Here is an 18,199-nt window from a genome sequence, read left to right as displayed (position 1 = left end):
GACACTCGACGTCGTTCGCGCGCACGGCCCTGTCCCAGAACTCGCGGTTCTGCGGCAGGGCCGTTCTGCGGCGTAGACTACTTTGGCTGATTTCGAGGCGATATTTTCGCCTCGGCCGAACTCCCGAGGAGAACCTTTGCCGGACGACGGCCACACATCGAACGATCCCGGTGCACCCATCGAGGAAGACCTCGAACAGGCGCACCTGACGCGCTTGTACACGCAGCTCGATTCGCTGCGCGAGTATGCGGCAAACCGACTTCGCGCCGTGCTGCTCGAGACCGGCGGAACACCGCAGGCCCGAAGCGAGCGCGAATCCTTCAACCAGATGTACACCGAGGACATCGCCAAGTACGACGCAGCCGAGAACGGGCTCTGCTTCGGACGCATCGACCTCGATCCGGACACCCTCGATCCAAAAGTCGACGACCGCCCCGAGCGTTACATCGGCCGTGTCGGAATCCTCGACGACAAGAACGATTACGAGACACTACTGCTGGACTGGCGAGCTCCCATGGCCCGTCCGTTCTATCTGGCGACACCGGCAGCTCCCGAAAACGTGTTGCGCCGCAGGCACATCCGTACCCGCGGACGCAAGGTGACCGCCATTGCCGACGAGTTCCTGGACCTCAATTCCGCGCAGTCGTCCAACGATGCCGCTGTTGCGGGTGGCGTCGCCAGCGAGGGTGCGCTGCTGTCCGCTCTCGATGCAGCGCGAACCGGTCAGATGAACGACATCGTCGAAACGATCCAGAGCGAGCAGGACGCAATCATCCGCTCGCAGCATCGCAGTGTCCTGGTGGTTCAGGGCGGACCGGGCACCGGCAAGACCGCCGTGGCACTGCACCGAGCTGCGTATCTGCTGTACACGTACCGTCAACAACTCGGCAAGAGCGGTGTCCTCATCATCGGGCCCAACGCCACGTTCCTCGACTACATCGGCCAGGTGCTGCCGTCGCTGGGCGAAACCGGGGTATTGCTGTCGACGATCGGCGATCTGTACCCCGGAGTCCGTGCGCAGCGTGAGGATTCGGCTCTGGCAACCGAGGTCAAGGGCAGACTGTCGATGGTCGACGTATTGACTCGAGCGGTGCGTGATCGCCAGGAGGTGCCCGCACAACCGCGCCGGCTGAAATTCGACACCTACGACATCACCCTCGATCGAAAGATTGTCACGCGTGCCCGCGGCCGCGCCCGGTCCTCCCGGCGACCGCACAACTTGGCTCGACCTCTGTTCGTGTCCTCGGTCATCGACCAGTTGGCCAATCAGCTGGCCGCGAAACTCGGCCAGAACGTGGTGGACGGATCGAGTTTGCTCAGCGCCGACGACATCGCGGACATGCGGGACGAGATGCGCGAGGACCACGACGTGATGGCTGCGATAGACGAGTTGTGGCCGGATCTGTCGCCCCAGCAGGTTCTTCGAGACCTGCTCGCATCACCGGAGAAGATCGCGTCGGCCGCACTTGCGCTGGACGAGTCGGAGCGTGAGTCGCTGCTGCGCCGCGGCCACGGTTTCTCGTCCGCGGACGCCCCGCTGCTCGACGAGCTCGCCGAGCTGCTCGGCGTCGACGATGCTGCCGAACGTGAACAGGCTCAGCGTCAGTGGCGTGGCCAGATCGCCGATGCCCAGGGCGCGCTGGACATCCTGACCGGGTCTGCTCCACAGGACCTCGAGGACGAACTGGACCCGGAAATTCTGATGGCGTACGACCTGATCGACGCCGATCAGCTTGCGCGACGCCAGAATTCGGGTCAGCGACTCACCACCGCCGAACGCGCCGCCGGCGACCGTACCTGGACCTACGGGCACGTGATCGTGGACGAGGCACAAGAGCTGTCGGCGATGGCGTGGCGAATGGTGATGCGGCGCATCCCCAATCGGTGGATGACACTGGTGGGTGACACCGCGCAGACCGGTGATCCGGCCGGAACCTCGTCCTGGGGATCGGTGCTCGAACCCTATGTGGCTCAACGCTGGAAGCTCACCGAACTGACGGTCAACTACCGAACGCCGTCGGAGATCATGACCGTGGCGCACGACGTGCTCGCGGCGATCGATCCGGAGCAGTCCGAACCGCGATCCATTCGCAGCACCGGCGTAGAGCCGTGGGCTCAACGCGTAGCCGCAGCAGATCTGGTGACCACGGTCGAGAAGCGAGTGGCCGACCACCCTCGTCCCGGCCTGAGCGCAGTGCTCGTTCCCTCCGAACTCGTCTCCCAACTCCGGCACCTGGCGTCGGATGTGGTGACCGTGTCGACGGTCAAGGACGCGAAAGGGCTCGAGTTCGACTCGGTGCTCATCGTCGAGCCGAGCGCGATCGTTGCGGAGTCCGTCAAGGGTATGAACGACCTCTACGTGGCCCTGACCCGAGCAACCCAGCGACTCGGCGTCGTCCATGTGGATCCTCTGCCCCAGGAGCTCGAGGCCCTGCAGCCCTTCGACGCCGAGGTCTGACGAGAACAGTCTGACGAGAACAGTCGGCCCGCCCCGTCATCTTCGACGGGGCGGGCCGATTGTCGTACTACGAGAAAATCAGCGGACGGTATGGACGATCAGCACGTCACAGGTCGACTTGCGGGCCGCGTCGGACGGAACCGAACCGAGCAAGCGACCGGTCAGCGAGTTCAGCCCACGGTTGCCGACGACGAGTAGATCGCCCTTGACCTCGTCCACGAGTGCCAGGAGGGACTCGACGGGCGCTCCGACGATCGGCTTCTCCTCGATGTTCTTCGCGCCGGCCTTGGTGGCGTGCTCTCGGGCGGTGCGCAGGATTTCGCGCGTCGGTGCCGAACCGGTGATCTGGTAGGCGTCCTCGCGGAGTGCGTCGGCGGCGGCAGAGGTGTCTTTCGGATCGGCCGGGTAGTAAGCACACGCGATCACCAGGGTGGCATCGGCATCTCCCGCCAGAGCCGCGGCCTTCTCCACTGCCCGCAGTGACGATTCGGAGCCATCGGTTCCGACGACGACGGTGCGGTAGGCGCTCATTCATTCCTCCATTTGTCGGTCACACACAGATGTGACACTTCTGGTCGAACTGGATTGGTGCAAGTCACAGGACCGAAAGTCGTGGTCCGGGGACTGATGCGCTGACAGTAGCCGGAAGTCGACGATCGGCACGTGAACTTGGGGAACAACACGATCCGCGCCACTCACATACATTGGTTTGCATGCCGATCCCCCGCCCGCCGTTGTCGAGACGGGCCCTCGTTCTCGGTGCCGTCGCGATCTCGATCGCGATCGTGGCCGCCCTCGCATTCGCATTCCTCCCCCAGGGACGCGAAGCCGACACTGCTACGCGTGACGCGCGCATCACGCTACCGGACAGCCCCGGTTCGACGGAGACCGTCGACCTCGACACCCGGCTCTACATTCCCGAGTCCACCCCCGCTCCGGCTGTGTTGCTCGCGCACGGCTTCGGCGGCAGCAAGGACTCGGTCGACGGCGAAGCTCGTGATCTCGCCGCGCGCGGATACGTGGTTCTCGCCTACACCGCGCGCGGCTTCGGTGACAGCACGGGTTCCATCTCCATCAACGACCCCGATCGCGAGGTCGCCGATGCCCGCGGCCTGATCGACTGGCTGGCCGAACAGCCCGAAGTACAACTCGACGCTCCTGGTGATCCCCACGTCGGCGTAGCAGGCGGATCGTACGGCGGGGCACTGGCCCTCAGCGCAGGCGGAACAGACCCGCGTGTGGACTCGGTGGCCGCTGCCATCACCTGGAACGACCTGGGCCAGGCCCTGTTCCCCAACTTCGGCGTCACCTCGTCCGCAGGTCGAGAAGCGCTCGGAAACATCGACTCCCCGGCCGGTGCCGAATACGGCGGACCCGGAGTCCTCAAACGTGGCTGGGCCGGGGTCTTCTTCGGAGCGGGGGCCTCCAGCGCTGCGCCCGGCAGTTCCACCGACGGCAACGGTGGTGGAAACGATGGAGGTGGCGCATCCGCGTGCGGCAGATTCGCCCAGGAATTCTGCGACGCCTACGCACAATCCGCAGTGACCGGCATCCCCAGCCAGCCGCTGCTCGATCTGCTGACTGCCCACTCGCCCGTCGCGGTGGCGTCGAACATCACGGCTCCGACGCTTCTCCTACAGGGCACCCAGGACACTCTGTTCGGTCTCGACCAGGCCGACGCGACGGCTCGTCAGATCGCAGACGCTGGCGGTGACGTGACCGTACGGTGGTTCGACGGTGGGCACGATGCCGGTGGCACGAACGGAGCGTCGGATCGAGCCGTCGCGGACTTCTTCGACCGGACGCTGCGCGGCGCCACCGATTCCTCGACCTCAGGGAACGCTCCGTTCGTGTACTCGACGCAGCGCGCAGCCGACGAGCGAAGAGGCGAACGCAATCGTCGGATGACGGCTCCCGACTACCCAGGCCTGACCCCGAACTCCGAACCCACACAGACGAATACGGTGACCTTCACCCCCGCCTCGGAGGACGGGGCGATCATTCGTCCGCCCGGTGCGTCGCCGTCGGCCATCTCGTCCGTCCCCGGCCTGGGTTCGGTGTTGTCGACGCTCGGATCGACCGGCGCAGGTGCAGCGCTGACTGCGGACCTTCCGGGGCAATCGGCGATCTTCACGAGCGAACCCGTCGACTCGTCACTGACGATCACCGGCGCGCCGAGGGTCGATCTCCGGGTGGCGTCCCTCGCCGGGCCCGGCCAGGCCGTACTGTTCGCGAAACTGTACGACGTCGCCCCGAACGGCACACGCACCCTTCCCGGCGGCGCTGTGTCGGCCATCCGACTGCCCGACACCGGGAGCATCGATCCCGTCGACGTCACCGTCGCCCTCCCGGGAATCAGTTACACCGTCCAGCAGGGTCATCGTCTCGAACTCAGCGTCTCCACCACCGATCAGGCATACGCCGTCCCGTTGGAGCCCGCACAATTCAGCGTGACCATGGCGAACACGTCCGTCGCGTTGCCGACGGTTCCCGCGGTAGCGAGCGCGAACAGCACGGTGCCCGTCGCTCCACTGATCGGAATCGGCGTGGTCGTCCTGGTGGTCGGGTGCATCGTCGTGGCGACGATCCTGCGCACCAGACGCCGCACGGTGGCCGAGGTCGACGAGGCTCTGGTCGACACTCCCCTGGTGATCACCGACCTGGCCAAGACGTACTCGAACGGGTTTCGTGCCGTGGACGGCGTCAGCTTCGAGGTGAAACAGGGGCAGGTACTCGGACTGCTCGGACCGAACGGTGCCGGAAAGACCACCACGTTGCGCATGCTGATGGGTCTGATCACCCCTACCGGCGGCGACATCCGAGTCTTCGGCCACAAGGTCACACCCGGTGCCCCGGTGTTGTCGCGGCTCGGCTCCTTCGTAGAGGGTTCCGGCTTTCTTCCGCACCTGACCGGCACCCAGAACCTGCGGCTGTACTGGGAGGCGACTGGGCGACCGATCGAAGACGCTCACCTCGACGAGGCACTCGAGATCGCAGACCTCGGCGCTGCGATCGAACGCAAGGTCAAGTCCTACAGCCAAGGCATGCGTCAGCGACTGGCAATCGCACAGGCCATGCTGGGTCTGCCCGATCTCATGGTGTTGGACGAGCCGACCAACGGCCTCGACCCGCCACAGATCCGAACCATGCGTGACGTGCTGATCAACTATGCGAAGACGGGGCGCACCGTGTTGGTCTCGAGCCACCTCCTCGCCGAAGTGGAACAGACGTGCACGCACGTCGTGGTCATGAACCGTGGCTCCGTGATCAGCTCGGGCACCGTCCGCGAGCTGACAGCGGCCGGCGGGCAGACCGAGATCCGGGTCGACGACGCCGGCCGCGCCCAGTCGGTACTCGAGGCCGCCGGCCATGGCGGTGCGGTTGTCGTCGACGACGGCACGGTGACCGTCGACCTGACCGACGCCGATTCCGCCGTCGTCATCAGGGAACTCGTCACCGCGGGAGTGTCGGTCCGCGGCTTCTCCCAGTCCACCCGACTCGAGGACGTGTTCCTCGACCTCGTTCATCGAGATACCCCAGGCACAGTCGTTCACGAGACCGACTCCAGCGAGGACCGCTCATGAGTACAACGCACGCAGACGGCCGCGCAGCGGGCTACAGCGGTGGCCGCACCCTGCCGTTTCGTACCGAACTGCGCCGACAGTTGGGCCGGCGACGCACTCAGCTCGCCATCGGTTTTCTCGCCCTGCTGCCGGTGATCCTGGTCGTCGCCTTCACGGTGGGTAGTTCCAGCGCCGACTCCGACGCCGGTGGGCTCATCGAGCTCGGCACGCGAGGCGGCATGAACTTCACCGTCTTCGCCCTGTTCATGTCCGTCGGATTTCTGCTCATCGTCGTGGTGGCGCTGTTCTTCGGTGACTCCGTTGCGAGCGAGGCATCGTGGTCGAGCCTGCGCTACCTGCTCGCCATCCCGGTTCCTCGAAGTCGGCTGTTGACCCAGAAGGCACTCGTCTCGGCCACGTTGTCCAGCGCCGCCATTCTGGTGCTGGTCGGAGTGTCCCTGCTGATCGGGACGGTGATGTACGGCGCCGAATCACTGGTCACGCCGCTGGGTGAAGGACTGTCGTACGGCACTTCCCTGGTGCGACTACTGATTGCGGTCACCTACATCGGTGTCAATCTGCTGTGGGTAGCGGGTCTCGCCATGTTGCTGTCGGTGCTCACCGACGCCCCTCTCGGGGCCGTCGGCGGCGCGGTCATGACGTCGATTCTGATGCAGATCCTCGATCAGATCACGGCATTGGGGTCGCTGCGCAACTATCTGCCCGGGCACTACGCGAACTCGTGGATCGACGCCTTCGGCACGAACATCGACTGGAACGACATGGTGGTCGGATCGTTCTCGGCCATCACCTACGCGGCGGTCTTCGGGCTGATCGCGTGGAGACGATTCGCCACCAAGGACATCACCAGCTGAGGCGGCCTACTTCTTTTTGATTGCTGGCCCGAAGACGCCCTCGGGAATGGTGCCCTGGCCGACGATCGACTCACGCCACGGCGTCGCGAGCGAAACCAGCCGAGCTGCACCGTCCTCGCCGAGGGCGGCCCACGGCGCGACGGCGAGGTCGTTGGTGATGTCCTCGACCAACGTGCGGAGATCTTTCCCGTCCTGAGTCAAAGCGCCGTCGGCCGTCAACAATTCACGATCGGCCAAGGACCCCACGGCTTCGTTCCACTGCTCGGTCGACCATCCACGACGCTTGCGCGCGAATTCCTTCTCGAAGCCGTACCCGGTGGCGGTGTGGGTGATCAGCGCGTCCAGGCCGTTCAACCCCGCCGTCTGCAGTGCGGCAATGTGGCCGTCGCCGCGGTATTCGCGGATCAGGGTGAGAGCGTGCCACAACACGAGGTGCGGCGCTTGCGGCCAGTCGAGTTCGGCGTAGGCGGCGTACAGCGGCCGACCGTCGTCTCCTGGGATTCCACGCGCAGCGATCGATGCGAGGTCGGCAGCTTCGGCCATATCCGGGGACGCCAACGTCTCGGAGCCCAACAGACGCTCGAATGCGGTGTCGAGTGTGGCGTAACGGATTGCCATGATCTCGTCGGGAGAGGCGATGGCCCAGGCTGCCGGAACCAGCGGGCTGATCAGATCGCGGTTGAAGTTGTAGAACGTGGCTGTCACGACACCTGCACCGACCTGCCCGAGAGGTGCTGCACGACCGGCGAAATAGCAGGCCCGTGGCGGTAACCCAGCAGCAACGAGAGCGTCCTGCGTCTCCGGCAGGAAGTAGGTCATCGAGTGGATCAGTTCGAGTGCACGAGAGGTGCGGCCGGCGGTGGTTGCGTCCATCACTGAACCGTAACCGAACCATTTCGGATCGTTCCGCAGGCTCGACTCGCACCCCCGCCCGACCTACTTGAGGCCGGCCGCGTCCATGCCCCGAAGCTCCTTCTTCAAGTCCTGGATCTCGTCGCGCAGTCGACCGGCCAGCTCGAACTTCAACTCGCGGGCAGCGTTCATCATCTGATCGGTCATGTTCTTGATCAGGTCGGCCAGCTCGGCGCGCGGCATCGACGAGACATCCTGCCCCTCGTACACGCCGGAGCTGACCGACCTGCCTGCTTCGCCCTGCGCTCGCCGACCACGGCTGGCGTTCCGACCCGAGCCACCCACTTCGACGGCCGTATCGGTGTCCTCTGCCTCCTGATACACCTGATCGAGAATGTCGGCGATCTTCTTGCGCAGCGGTTGCGGATCGACTCCCCGCTCCTTGTTGTAGGCGATCTGCTTCTCGCGCCGACGTTCGGTCTCCTCGATCGCGTACGTCATGGAGTCGGTCATCTTGTCGGCGTACATGTGCACTTCACCGGAGACGTTTCGAGCGGCGCGGCCGATCGTCTGAATGAGGCTGGTGCCGCTGCGGAGGAATCCCTCCTTGTCCGCGTCGAGAATGGCAACCAATGACACCTCGGGGAGGTCGAGGCCCTCCCTGAGCAGGTTGATGCCGACCAGGACGTCGTACTCACCCAGCCGAAGCTGACGCAGCAGCTCGACTCGGCGCAACGTATCGATGTCGGAGTGCAGGTACCGGACGCGGATGCCCAGCTCGAGCAGATAGTCGGTCAGGTCCTCCGACATCTTCTTGGTCAAGGTGGTGACGAGAACTCGTTCGTCCTTCTCGGCACGCTCGCGAATTTGGTGCACGAGGTCGTCGATCTGCCCCTTGGTCGGTTTGATGACGACCTTCGGATCGACGAGGCCGGTAGGACGAATGACCTGCTCGACGAACTCGCCGCCGGTCTGCCCCAGTTCGTACTTGCCGGGAGTGGCGGACAGGTAGACGGTCTGGCCGATCCTCTGTGTGAACTCTTCCCACGTCAGCGGCCGGTTGTCCGTCGCGGAAGGCAACCGGAACCCGAAATCGACCAGGTTTCGCTTGCGCGACATGTCGCCCTCGTACATCGCGCCGATCTGCGGGACGGTGACGTGGGATTCGTCGATGACGAGTAGGAAGTCCTCGGGGAAGTAGTCGATCAGGGTCGCGGGTGCGGTGCCGGCCCCGCGACCGTCTATGTGCCGCGAGTAGTTCTCGATTCCGGAGCAGAAGCCGACCTGCTTGATCATTTCCAGGTCGTATTGCGTGCGCATCCGGAGCCGCTGCGCCTCGAGCAGCTTTCCCTTGCCTTCGAGCTCCGCCAGGCGCGCCTCGAGCTCGGCCTCGATGTCCTTGACCGCCCGTTCCATGCGCTCCGGTCCGGCCACGTAGTGGGTGGCCGGGAAGATGCGCACCGAATCGACCTGGCGAACGATGTCGCCCGTCAGCGGATGCAGGTAGTACAGCGCCTCGATCTCGTCACCGAAGAACTCGATGCGAATAGCGAGTTCCTCGTACGACGGAATGATCTCCACGGTATCGCCGCGGACTCGGAACGATCCGCGGGTGAACGCCATGTCGTTGCGCGTGTACTGCACGTCGACCAGAAGCCGGAGCAGCGCATCGCGCTGAACCTCGACGTTGACCTCGAGCTCGATCGACCGATCGACGTACGACTGCGGGGTACCGAGACCGTAGATGCACGACACCGACGCCACCACGACCACGTCTCGGCGAGAGAGCAGGGATGCCGTCGCCGAGTGCCGCAGACGCTCGACGTCGTCGTTGATGGACGAGTCCTTCTCGATGTACGTATCGGTCTGCGCGATGTACGCCTCGGGCTGGTAGTAGTCGTAGTACGACACGAAGTACTCGACTGCGTTGTTGGGCAACATGTCTCGCAGCTCGTTCGCCAACTGCGCTGCGAGAGTCTTGTTCGGTGCCATCACCAGGGTGGGGCGCTGCAGTTTCTCGATCAGCCAGGCGGTGGTGGCCGACTTACCGGTACCGGTGGCACCGAGAAGCACGACGTCCTTCTCGTCCGCCTTGATCCGACGTTCGAGTTCTGCGATGGCGGTCGGCTGATCACCGGCCGGAACGTGTTCGCTGACGACCTCGAACGCCGGTCCGGTGCGCTCGATCGCTCCCACCGGACGGTGTTCGGAGTGCGCGACAACGGGATGTTCGGATGCAAACGCCATTACACAAGCGTAGACGCGACCACCGACAAGTTCCGTCGGAGAGACCTCGGAGGTCTGTTCCCGGTAGCTTCTACAGGCATGGTCGCTCACACGTCAGCCGGTGCGCACACCGTCGTTCATGCCCCGAAACACGAGACGTTCGACCTGGTCGCCAAGACCAACGTCGACCCCAAGGGGTTCGTTCGCGTGGTCGACGAATACCGCGTCGAGCCGTGGGGGCTGTACATGGCCCGGCCTTCCGATCATGCCCACTTCGACTACCTGGAGTCCTGGCTACTGCCTGCTCTCGGGCTCCGGGCCTCGGTGTTCCACTACCTGCCCGCGCATGCAAGGGACCAGGACTACTACGTCGACATCGGCGAGTACACCGCCGGGGCCAGCCGATGGACCTCGGTCGATCACTATCTCGACCTCAGCGTTCGCACCGGCCGCGACTACGACCTGCTGGACGTCGACGAACTGTTCGACGCGCGCGTGGCGCAGCATCTGGACACCCCGACGGCCGAGCGGGCGCTGTCCCGATCGATCGCGGCCATCGAAGGACTGACGCGGCACGATTACGACCTCAACGCCTGGCTCGCGTCGGTCGGAATGCCGACGGAATGGAACGGCAAACCGGCCTGACGCGCACAGCTCTGCCTCAGACAGTCCAGTTCGTCTCCTCCGCCCACTGCCACGCCCGCCGATACGCCACGTCGAACCACGGTGCTTTTGCGTTCTCGTATGCCTCGATCGCCGAGCGGTAGTCGGTGATTCCGGCGGCGGCTTCGGAAGCACGCCGCTTGATCGCGGCGTATTCCGTCGCGACAGCCGCGTCCGCCCGGAGCCAATCACGGAACAACGGGGCGAACGTCTGGTTCGGCCAACCGTCGACTCGAACATGAACGTTGGCCGGTCGGCCGGGGTCTGCGTTGCCGTGAAAACGCTTGCCCCACACGGCCGGATCGGCCTCACCACCCACTCCGTACGCGGGCTTCGGATCGTCGAAGTCACTGGACTCGACGCCGGGGAACCCGGCGACGCGCAACTGTTCGCCGACCGAATCGGCGTCGGCCAGCGAGCGCACCGTGATCTGGATGTCGAGCACGTCCTTGGCGTCGAGTCCGGGTACCGCCGTCGATCCGACGTGGTCGATCCGAACCGCCTTGTCCCCACACGCGAGAGCAAGGCGCGCGATCATCCGGCGCGCCTGGGATTCCCAGGCCGGGTCTGCAGTCACGAGTTCCGGATGCGTCCGGGCGACAATGCCCTCTCTGAGGTTGCGCTCGAAAGGAATCACGCGCTCGTTCCACAAGTTTCGTACCTGATCGTCGACGCTGCCGGGCGCACCCGTGTTGTCGATCCACACATCTGCAGCAGCTCGGCGCGCATCGTCGGTCGCCTGCGCGGCGATGCGCGCGCGGGCATCGGCCTCGGGCATGTTTCGTTGGCCGGTCAGCCGGCGTACTCGTTCCTCGGCGTCGACCCAGACGACGACGACCAGATGGAAGAACGGACCCATCGAGCCTTCGACGAGGAGTGGAATATCTTGCACCACCACGGCATCCGCGGCCGCACCCTCGATGATCTCGGTAGTGCGCTGTCCGACCAATGGATGCACGATGGCATTGAGCTTCTTTCGCGACTCCTCGTCGCCGAAAGCCTTGGCGGCCAAGGCCGGCCGATCGAGTGACCCGTCGGGCGCCAGTATCTCGGTACCGAAGGTGTCCGTCAGTTGTTGCAGCCCAGGCGTTCCCGGCTCCACCACTTCGCGGGCAAGAACGTCCGAGTCGACGAGCACTCCCCCGAGTTCGGTCAGCACTTTCGCCACGGTCGATTTGCCGGCACCAATTCCGCCGGTCAGTCCCAGTCTCAGCATGCGTCCAGTCTGACACTCGAACACGCCGAAGCCCACCAGCCCCAAATGCACCGGTTTTGCGAGCCTGTCGGTTATCTTCGACGAGCGCGACCTCGATGTGCCGACCCACCGCCAGCGAAAAGGACACCCATGCAAAGCAATCAGATCCAACCGGGTCGGCACCGCCTCGGCATGGATGCAGGCGTTCACTGCATTCTCATTCCAGAAGTTGCCTCGGCGCTGGCCGACCATCGGCGTAACTGGTTCACCAACCTCCTGACCCCCGCCCGCCACAGCTTCGCCACGATGCGTAAGCGCACGGCGAGCGTCGGCCAGTGGAGTCCAGCCACCGCCGCGTAGTTCGCACTCCCCCTCAACCTTGGACCCGGTTCACCAGAACCGGGTCCATTGTCGTTTCCGTTGCACATGCGTATTCGAACGAGAAAGCCCCGGTTCTCACAGGGAGAACCGGGGCTGAGGTCACACCCTCACGGGTGGACTACTTCTATCAGGCGTTGCCCGACAGCTTCTCGCGAAGTGCAGCGAGCTGCGCATCGCTGGCCAGCGATCCACCGGTCGATGCCGGAGCCGACGCTGCGGGAGCATCGCCTTCTGCATCGGCGGGAGCCTGACCCGACTCGGAGGAGTAGTTGGTGTTGGCGGCTTCGGCAGCTTCGTCCTTGGCCGTCTTCTCCATCTGAGCGGTGTGCATCTTGTGGCGACGCTCGGCCTCGGCGTAGCGACCTTCCCACTCTTCACGCTGCTTCTCGTAACCTTCGAGCCATTCGTTGGTCTCGGAGTCGAAGCCCTCGGGGAAGATGTAGTTGCCACCCTCGTCGTACGAGTCGGCCATGCCGTACTTGGACGGATCGAACTCTTCTGCGTAGTCCTCGTTGGCCTGCTTGAGGCTCAACGAAATCCGGCGACGCTCGAGATCGATGTCGATGACCTTGACAAGTGCGTCGTCGCCGACACCCACGACCTGGTCCGGAACCTCCACGTGGCGCTCGGCCAACTCGGAGATGTGCACGAGGCCCTCGATGCCCTCTTCGACGCGAACGAACGCACCGAACGGAACGAGCTTGGTGACCTTGCCGGGCACGATCTGGCCGATCGCGTGGGTGCGAGCGAACTGGCGCCACGGATCTTCCTGCGTTGCCTTGAGCGACAGCGACACACGCTCGCGGTCCAGGTCGACGTCGAGAACCTCGACGGTGACCTCGGTGCCGACCTCGACAACCTCGGACGGGTGATCGATGTGCTTCCAGGACAGCTCGGAGACGTGCACCAGGCCGTCGACGCCACCCAGGTCCACGAAGGCACCGAAGTTGACGATGGAGGACACGACGCCCTTGCGGACCTGGCCCTTCTGCAGCTGATGCAGGAACTCGCTGCGGACCTCGGACTGGGTCTGCTCGAGCCATGCGCGACGCGACAGGACCACATTGTTGCGGTTCTTGTCGAGCTCGATGATCTTGGCCTCGATCTCCTTGCCGACGTACGGCTGGAGGTCGCGGACGCGACGCATCTCGACGAGCGAGGCGGGGAGGAAGCCACGGAGACCGATGTCGAGGATGAGTCCACCCTTGACGACCTCGATGACGGTGCCCTTGACGGCCTCGTCCTTCTCCTTGAGCTCCTCGATCGTGCCCCAAGCGCGCTCGTACTGAGCTCGCTTCTTGGACAGGATCAGACGGCCTTCCTTGTCCTCCTTGGTGAGGACGAGTGCTTCGATCTCATCTCCCACGGAGACGACCTCGTTGGGGTCGACGTCGTGCTTGATGGAGAGCTCGCGGGAAGGGATGACGCCTTCGGTCTTGTAACCGATGTCGAGTAGAACCTCGTCGCGATCGACCTTGACGATGGTGCCTTCGACGATGTCACCATCGTTGAAGTACTTGATCGTTGCGTCGATGGCTGCGAGAAAATCCTCTGCGGAGCCGATATCGTTGACGGCTACCTGCGGTGAGGTTGTGGTTGAGGGCATGTGTTGAGTTGCTCCGGACGGGTTGGGTATCGGTTGATGGATGTTCGGTCGGACTTGTGAAACGTGTGCAGCACGAGCATCTTCCGCGGATCCGTTGCCGGCTCCGCACGCGTCGACGCCGGGCGAACCCGACCTGGGCGCAGCATGAACACACTCGCGTTGATCAGGGTACGCGATGCCGCAGTACCAGCACAAACCCGGTTAGAGTCGGCGTGTGACCGATCCTTCCGCACCGTCGTCCACCCCCGGCCGCGGCCGAATCGATTCGGTAGCGAGCGACCGCGCGAGTCGAACCTGGTGGGATTCGGATGCCGACAACTATCACCGTACGCACGGCGCGTTTCTGGGCGCGTCGACCGAATCCGGAGAGTTCGTCTGGTGCCCGGAGGGACTGCACGAGGGCGACGTGCACCTGCTGGGTAACGTCGCGGGCAAGGACATTCTCGAGGTGGGCTGCGGCAGCGCACCCTGCGCCCGCTGGCTCGGGACTCAGGGGGCGCGCGCCATCGGCCTCGACATCTCGATGGGCATGTTGCAGCGCGGCGTCGACGCGATGACCGCGGGCGGGTCGACGGTTCCGCTGGTGCAGGCCAGTGCCGAGTCCCTACCGTTCGCCGACGAGCGGTTCGACATCGTGTGCTCGGCCTTCGGTGCGGTTCCGTTCGTCGCGGACTCCGCCAATGTGATGAAGGAAGTGGCGCGGGTACTGCGGCCGGGCGGCATCTGGGTGTTCGCGGTCAACCATCCGATGCGCTGGGTGTTCCCCGACGATCCCGGGGTAGGCGGCCTGACCGCGACGATTCCGTACTTCGATCGAACCCCGTACGTCGAGTACGACGCCGACGGGACCCCCAACTACGTCGAACATCACCGCACGATCGGTGATCGCGTGCGCGAGCTGGTCGCCGCAGGTCTCGAGGTTCGCGACATCGTCGAGCCGGATTGGCCGGAGTGGCTCGACCGCGAGTGGGGTCAGTGGAGCCCACTGCGCGGCCAGCTGTTTCCCGGCACCGCGATCTTCAGTAGTCGAAAACCATGGTGAGTCCGTAGTCGATCAGCGCCGGTGCACCCTGGCTTCGACGGTCTCGGTGAAGGCGCTGGTCGACGCCTGCCCGCCGAGGTCCGCTGTCGCGACCCCGGATTCGACGGTGTCGTCCACGGCGTGCCGAATCCGGCCGGCTGCGGCGGCGAGCCGTTCGTCCCCGTGCCGATCGGCGAGCCACTCGAGCAGCATCGCGGCCGACAGAAACAGCGCCGTCGGGTTGGCGCGATTCTTGCCTGCGATATCCGGGGCGGAGCCGTGTGAGGCCTGCGCCATGGCCTGGGTACGCGAGGAGTTGATCGACGGTGCCGTACCGAGCGAGCCGGACAGCTCTCCGGTCAGGTCGGACAGGATGTCGCCGAACATGTTCTCGGCCACGATGACGTCGTAGTCCTCACCGCGTCGCACCAGATGCGCCGCGAGGGCGTCCACGTGTTCTTCGGTGATGTCGACCTGCGGAAACTCCTCGCCGACGGACCGGCAGGCATCGCGAAACAACCCCGTCGTCAACGAGAGCACATTGGTCTTGTGCACGATCGTCACCTTCCTCCGCCGCCGGTCTGCGAGCGAGAAGGCCTCACGGGCGATGCGTTCGCACGCCGAACGGGTGAACACTCCCACTGCGAGCGCTACGTCGGGCGTGGGCATGAACTCGCCACTGCCGACGAACATGTTGCGGTCGGCGTAGAAACCCTCGGTGTTCTCCCGCACCACCACCAGGTCCATCTGCGGCGACATCGCGCGCACTCCGGGAAGGGCCTTTGCCGGACGGACGTTGGCGAACAGATCGAAATGCTTGCGAATTCGTCCCCCCGGAGTCAGCTGAGATCGGAACGGCTCGGGGTACGACGCGCTGTCGTGAGGCCCGAGAATCCACGCCTCGAGCCTGCCGAGCTCGTTCAACGTGTGCTCGGGCATCGGCGTTCCGCGCTCGTCGACAGCACCCAACCCCAGCGGCAGGTGCTGCCAATCGACGACGGGACCGTGCACTGCGGCCAGAGCTGCGTCCACCACCCGGATCGTTGCGGGGACGATCTCGTGGCCGATGCCGTCGCCGGTCATGGCCCCGATTCGTAATGTCGGTGCATCTCGTCCGTCCGTCTGCGCCATCATGACTACATGGTGCAGTCCGCCGAACTCCTCCTCGACTCGGGGCTCGATACTGCGGTTCGCCGCGAGTGGGCGGCACTCTCCGATGCCGGCCTGCCGAGCCAGAACCGTCATCGGGGCGAGTCGAATCGTCCGCACATCACCGTCTCGGTGGCGTCGTCCATGCCCGCGTCCGTCGATTCCGGTACGGCCGTGCGTTTCGACCCGTTCGATGTTCGTCTCGGCGGCCTCGTCGTATTCGGTGGCCGGACCGCCACCCTGGCCCGTCTGGTCGTGCCGAGCGTCGAGCTGCTCGACCTGCATGCTCGGATGCATGCCGCCGTAGGCCCGGGCTCGTTCGACAATGTCGCCATCGGGCATTGGACGCCGCACGTGACGCTGGCCCGGCGGTTGACACCCGACGAAGCCGGTGCCGCGACCCGCCTGCTGTGCCCGCACCTGGACGACCTGATCGGCGCTGCCGTTGCCTTGCGTCGATGGGACGGTGGCAACAAGTGCGAATGGCGCATCGGCTGACCATCGGGCCTGTCAGAACCGGAAGTCTCCGAATTGGGTCACCTCCCCATGTGTATCCGGCGTGCGGCCGACAGCGACCCACGCATCGAGGGCGAGAAACATCAACACAACCACCAGTACAATTGTCATGCCACCAGCGTCCTACCTGCGCCGATCCAACACGAGTGGCAGTAACGACAGGTATCGTCGATTTTCTGCCATACTGCTGTCGTGCTGAAGAAGGTGGTCGCAGTACTGCTGCCGTTGACCGAGCAGTTCGAGCTCGGCGTGGCCTGCGAGGTGTTCGGATTCGACCGCTCCGACGAAGGACTGCCCACCTACGACTTCTCGCTGATCGCAGGGGTCCCCGACACGATTCGCACCAGGGTGGGTTACACGATCGATGTGCCCCACGATCTCGACCGGCTCGACAGCGCCGATCTGATCATCGTTCCGGCCGGCGGCACCGAATCGGCCGACGACGGAAGCTACGTGTGCGGCAGTGAGTACAGCCCCTCGGTCGAGCCATTACTCCACAAACTCCGTGCGGCGGTGGACCGAGGCGCGCTGGTCGCCAGCCTGTGCAACGGCGCGTTCGTGCTCGGCGCGGCCGGCCTGCTCGACGGCAGGCGGTGTACGACCCACTGGCGACACTCGGCCTCCCTGGCTGCGAAATATCCGTTGGCTCAGGTCGATCCGAACGTTCTCTACGTGGACGACGGGAATGTACTGACCAGTGCGGGCACGGCGGCCGGTATCGACCTGTGCCTGCACATCGTGCGCAAGTACCAAGGCAGTGTCGTGGCCAACGGAATCGCGCGCAGAATGGTCGTTCCACCGCACCGCGACGGCGGCCAGGCACAGTTCGTCACCAGTCCCCTGCCCGCGATCCGAACCGAAACGTTGGCACCGTTGCTCGATTGGATGACCGAGAACCTCGATTCGGAACTCACGATCGGACGACTGGCTGCGAGGGTGAACATGTCGGCTCGTACGTTCGCCCGCAAATTCGCGGCCGAGACCGGCACGACGCCTGCGCGGTGGCTCAACGACCAACGCGTACTGGCTGCGCAGCAGCTCCTCGAGAACTCCGACCTGCCCATGGATTCGATCGCCGAAGTCGTCGGTTTCGGCAATGCCGCAGCACTGCGCCAGCATTTCGTCCGACTTCGTTGCACGACGCCCAACTCGTACCGCCGAACATTCCGGGCCGCGCCGCAACCCGTGTGACGGGCCATGGAACAAAGGGGGTCCGGGATGATTCCGGAGAACCTCTGCGTTGAGACCATCAAGAAGCGCAATCAATCGAAAGGGTACGCGTGGCCACTCAGACTTTGACTCAGCAGAATTTCGACGAGATCGTCACCAGCAACGATGTGGTGTTGGTCGATTTCTGGGCGTCCTGGTGCGGTCCGTGCCGCCAGTTCGCGCCGACGTTCGAGAAGTCGTCCGACGCGCACCCGGACATCGTGCACGCCAAGGTCGATACCGAGGCCGAGCAGGGGCTCGCTGCGGCAGCGCAGATCCAGTCGATCCCGACGATCATGGCGTTCCGCGAGGGCATCCTGGTCTACGCCCAGCCCGGTGCGTTGCCCGCTCCGGCGCTCGAAGACCTAGTCGGCCAGATCAAGGCACTCGACATGGACGTCGTCCGCCAGCAGATCGCCGAACAGGCACCCGCAGCGGAGTAGATCCACTCACAGCACGAAACGAAGGGCCGCTCACCGAATCCG

15 protein-coding genes are annotated in these 18,199 nt (G+C 64.8%); 9 read left to right on the top strand and 6 right to left on the bottom strand.

Features of this window, described 5'->3' with window-relative positions; genetic code table 11:
- Positions 1-136 precede the first annotated feature (136 nt).
- Positions 137-2,458, top strand: coding sequence for an ATP-binding domain-containing protein (locus tag E4P29_RS05810; RefSeq protein ID WP_135042651.1), 2,322 nt, complete (start codon positions 137-139; stop codon positions 2,456-2,458).
- A gap of 78 nt (positions 2,459-2,536) precedes the next feature.
- Here the strand turns inward: E4P29_RS05810 and E4P29_RS05805 are convergent, their stop codons facing one another.
- Positions 2,537-2,989: a universal stress protein gene (locus E4P29_RS05805; RefSeq protein ID WP_008715916.1), complete on the bottom strand. Its 453-nt coding sequence runs from the start codon at positions 2,987-2,989 to the stop codon at positions 2,537-2,539.
- 182 nt (positions 2,990-3,171) lie between these two features.
- On the opposite strand from E4P29_RS05805, the gene E4P29_RS05800 reads away from it, so the two are divergent.
- A complete protein-coding gene (locus E4P29_RS05800; RefSeq protein WP_135042649.1) occupies positions 3,172-6,042 on the top strand; it encodes an alpha/beta fold hydrolase in 2,871 nt (956 codons plus the stop codon).
- On the top strand, positions 6,039-6,896 hold the full coding sequence (locus E4P29_RS05795) for an ABC transporter permease subunit (RefSeq protein WP_135042647.1): 858 nt from the start codon (positions 6,039-6,041) through the stop codon (positions 6,894-6,896). Before E4P29_RS05800 ends, E4P29_RS05795 begins: the two co-directional genes overlap by 4 nt.
- Positions 6,897-6,902: 6 nt before the next feature.
- Here the strand turns inward: E4P29_RS05795 and E4P29_RS05790 are convergent, their stop codons facing one another.
- Together E4P29_RS05790 and uvrB are read right to left on the bottom strand one after the other, a co-directional pair.
- Entirely contained in the window at positions 6,903-7,769 is an 867-nt protein-coding gene (locus E4P29_RS05790) for a hypothetical protein (protein ID WP_135042645.1), read from the bottom strand.
- Between the two features lie 63 nt (positions 7,770-7,832).
- Complete coding sequence (gene uvrB / locus E4P29_RS05785) at positions 7,833-9,995, bottom strand: excinuclease ABC subunit UvrB (RefSeq protein ID WP_027497251.1); 2,163 nt, start codon at positions 9,993-9,995, stop codon at positions 7,833-7,835.
- Positions 9,996-10,073: 78 nt separating this feature from the next.
- Between uvrB and E4P29_RS05780 the strand changes: the two genes are divergently transcribed.
- Positions 10,074-10,619 (top strand): DUF402 domain-containing protein, encoded by a 546-nt coding sequence (locus tag E4P29_RS05780; protein ID WP_032365527.1) that lies wholly within the window; start codon positions 10,074-10,076, stop codon positions 10,617-10,619.
- A gap of 16 nt (positions 10,620-10,635) precedes the next feature.
- Here E4P29_RS05780 and coaE read toward each other — a convergent pair whose 3' ends face one another.
- Positions 10,636-11,853, bottom strand: coding sequence for a dephospho-CoA kinase (coaE, locus tag E4P29_RS05775; RefSeq protein ID WP_135042643.1), 1,218 nt, complete (start codon positions 11,851-11,853; stop codon positions 10,636-10,638).
- Positions 11,854-11,982: 129 nt separating this feature from the next.
- Between coaE and E4P29_RS05770 the strand changes: the two genes are divergently transcribed.
- Complete coding sequence (locus E4P29_RS05770) at positions 11,983-12,192, top strand: hypothetical protein (RefSeq protein ID WP_027497254.1); 210 nt, start codon at positions 11,983-11,985, stop codon at positions 12,190-12,192.
- Positions 12,193-12,340: 148 nt separating this feature from the next.
- On the opposite strand, the gene rpsA is transcribed toward E4P29_RS05770, so the two are convergent.
- On the bottom strand, positions 12,341-13,819 hold the full coding sequence (rpsA, locus tag E4P29_RS05765; protein ID WP_027497255.1) for a 30S ribosomal protein S1: 1,479 nt from the start codon (positions 13,817-13,819) through the stop codon (positions 12,341-12,343).
- Positions 13,820-14,033: 214 nt separating this feature from the next.
- Here rpsA and E4P29_RS05760 point away from each other — a divergent pair, with 214 nt between their 5' ends.
- Complete coding sequence (locus tag E4P29_RS05760) at positions 14,034-14,861, top strand: class I SAM-dependent methyltransferase (protein ID WP_135042641.1); 828 nt, start codon at positions 14,034-14,036, stop codon at positions 14,859-14,861.
- Positions 14,862-14,873: 12 nt separating this feature from the next.
- Here E4P29_RS05760 and E4P29_RS05755 read toward each other — a convergent pair whose 3' ends face one another.
- Positions 14,874-15,971 carry an isocitrate/isopropylmalate family dehydrogenase gene (locus E4P29_RS05755; protein WP_135042783.1) on the bottom strand — a complete coding sequence of 366 codons (1,098 nt, stop codon included), beginning with the start codon at positions 15,969-15,971 and terminating at the stop codon, positions 14,874-14,876.
- A 9-nt stretch (positions 15,972-15,980) separates the two neighbouring features.
- On the opposite strand from E4P29_RS05755, the gene E4P29_RS05750 reads away from it, so the two are divergent.
- The 3 genes from E4P29_RS05750 to trxA all read left to right on the top strand — a co-directional run bounded on the left by E4P29_RS05750 (position 15,981) and on the right by trxA (position 18,157).
- Complete coding sequence (locus E4P29_RS05750; protein WP_135042639.1) at positions 15,981-16,487, top strand: 2'-5' RNA ligase family protein; 507 nt, start codon at positions 15,981-15,983, stop codon at positions 16,485-16,487.
- Between the two features lie 210 nt (positions 16,488-16,697).
- Positions 16,698-17,696 carry a helix-turn-helix domain-containing protein gene (locus E4P29_RS05745; RefSeq protein ID WP_135042637.1) on the top strand — a complete coding sequence of 333 codons (999 nt, stop codon included), beginning with the start codon at positions 16,698-16,700 and terminating at the stop codon, positions 17,694-17,696.
- An 89-nt stretch (positions 17,697-17,785) separates the two neighbouring features.
- Complete coding sequence (gene trxA / locus E4P29_RS05740; RefSeq protein WP_027497260.1) at positions 17,786-18,157, top strand: thioredoxin; 372 nt, start codon at positions 17,786-17,788, stop codon at positions 18,155-18,157.
- The last annotated feature ends 42 nt before the right edge of the window (positions 18,158-18,199 follow it).

The organism is Rhodococcus sp. 1R11 (assembly GCF_004563845.1).
Classification (GTDB): Bacteria; Actinomycetota; Actinomycetes; order Mycobacteriales; family Mycobacteriaceae; genus Rhodococcoides.
This window is presented reverse-complemented; position numbering and strand designations above follow the sequence as displayed.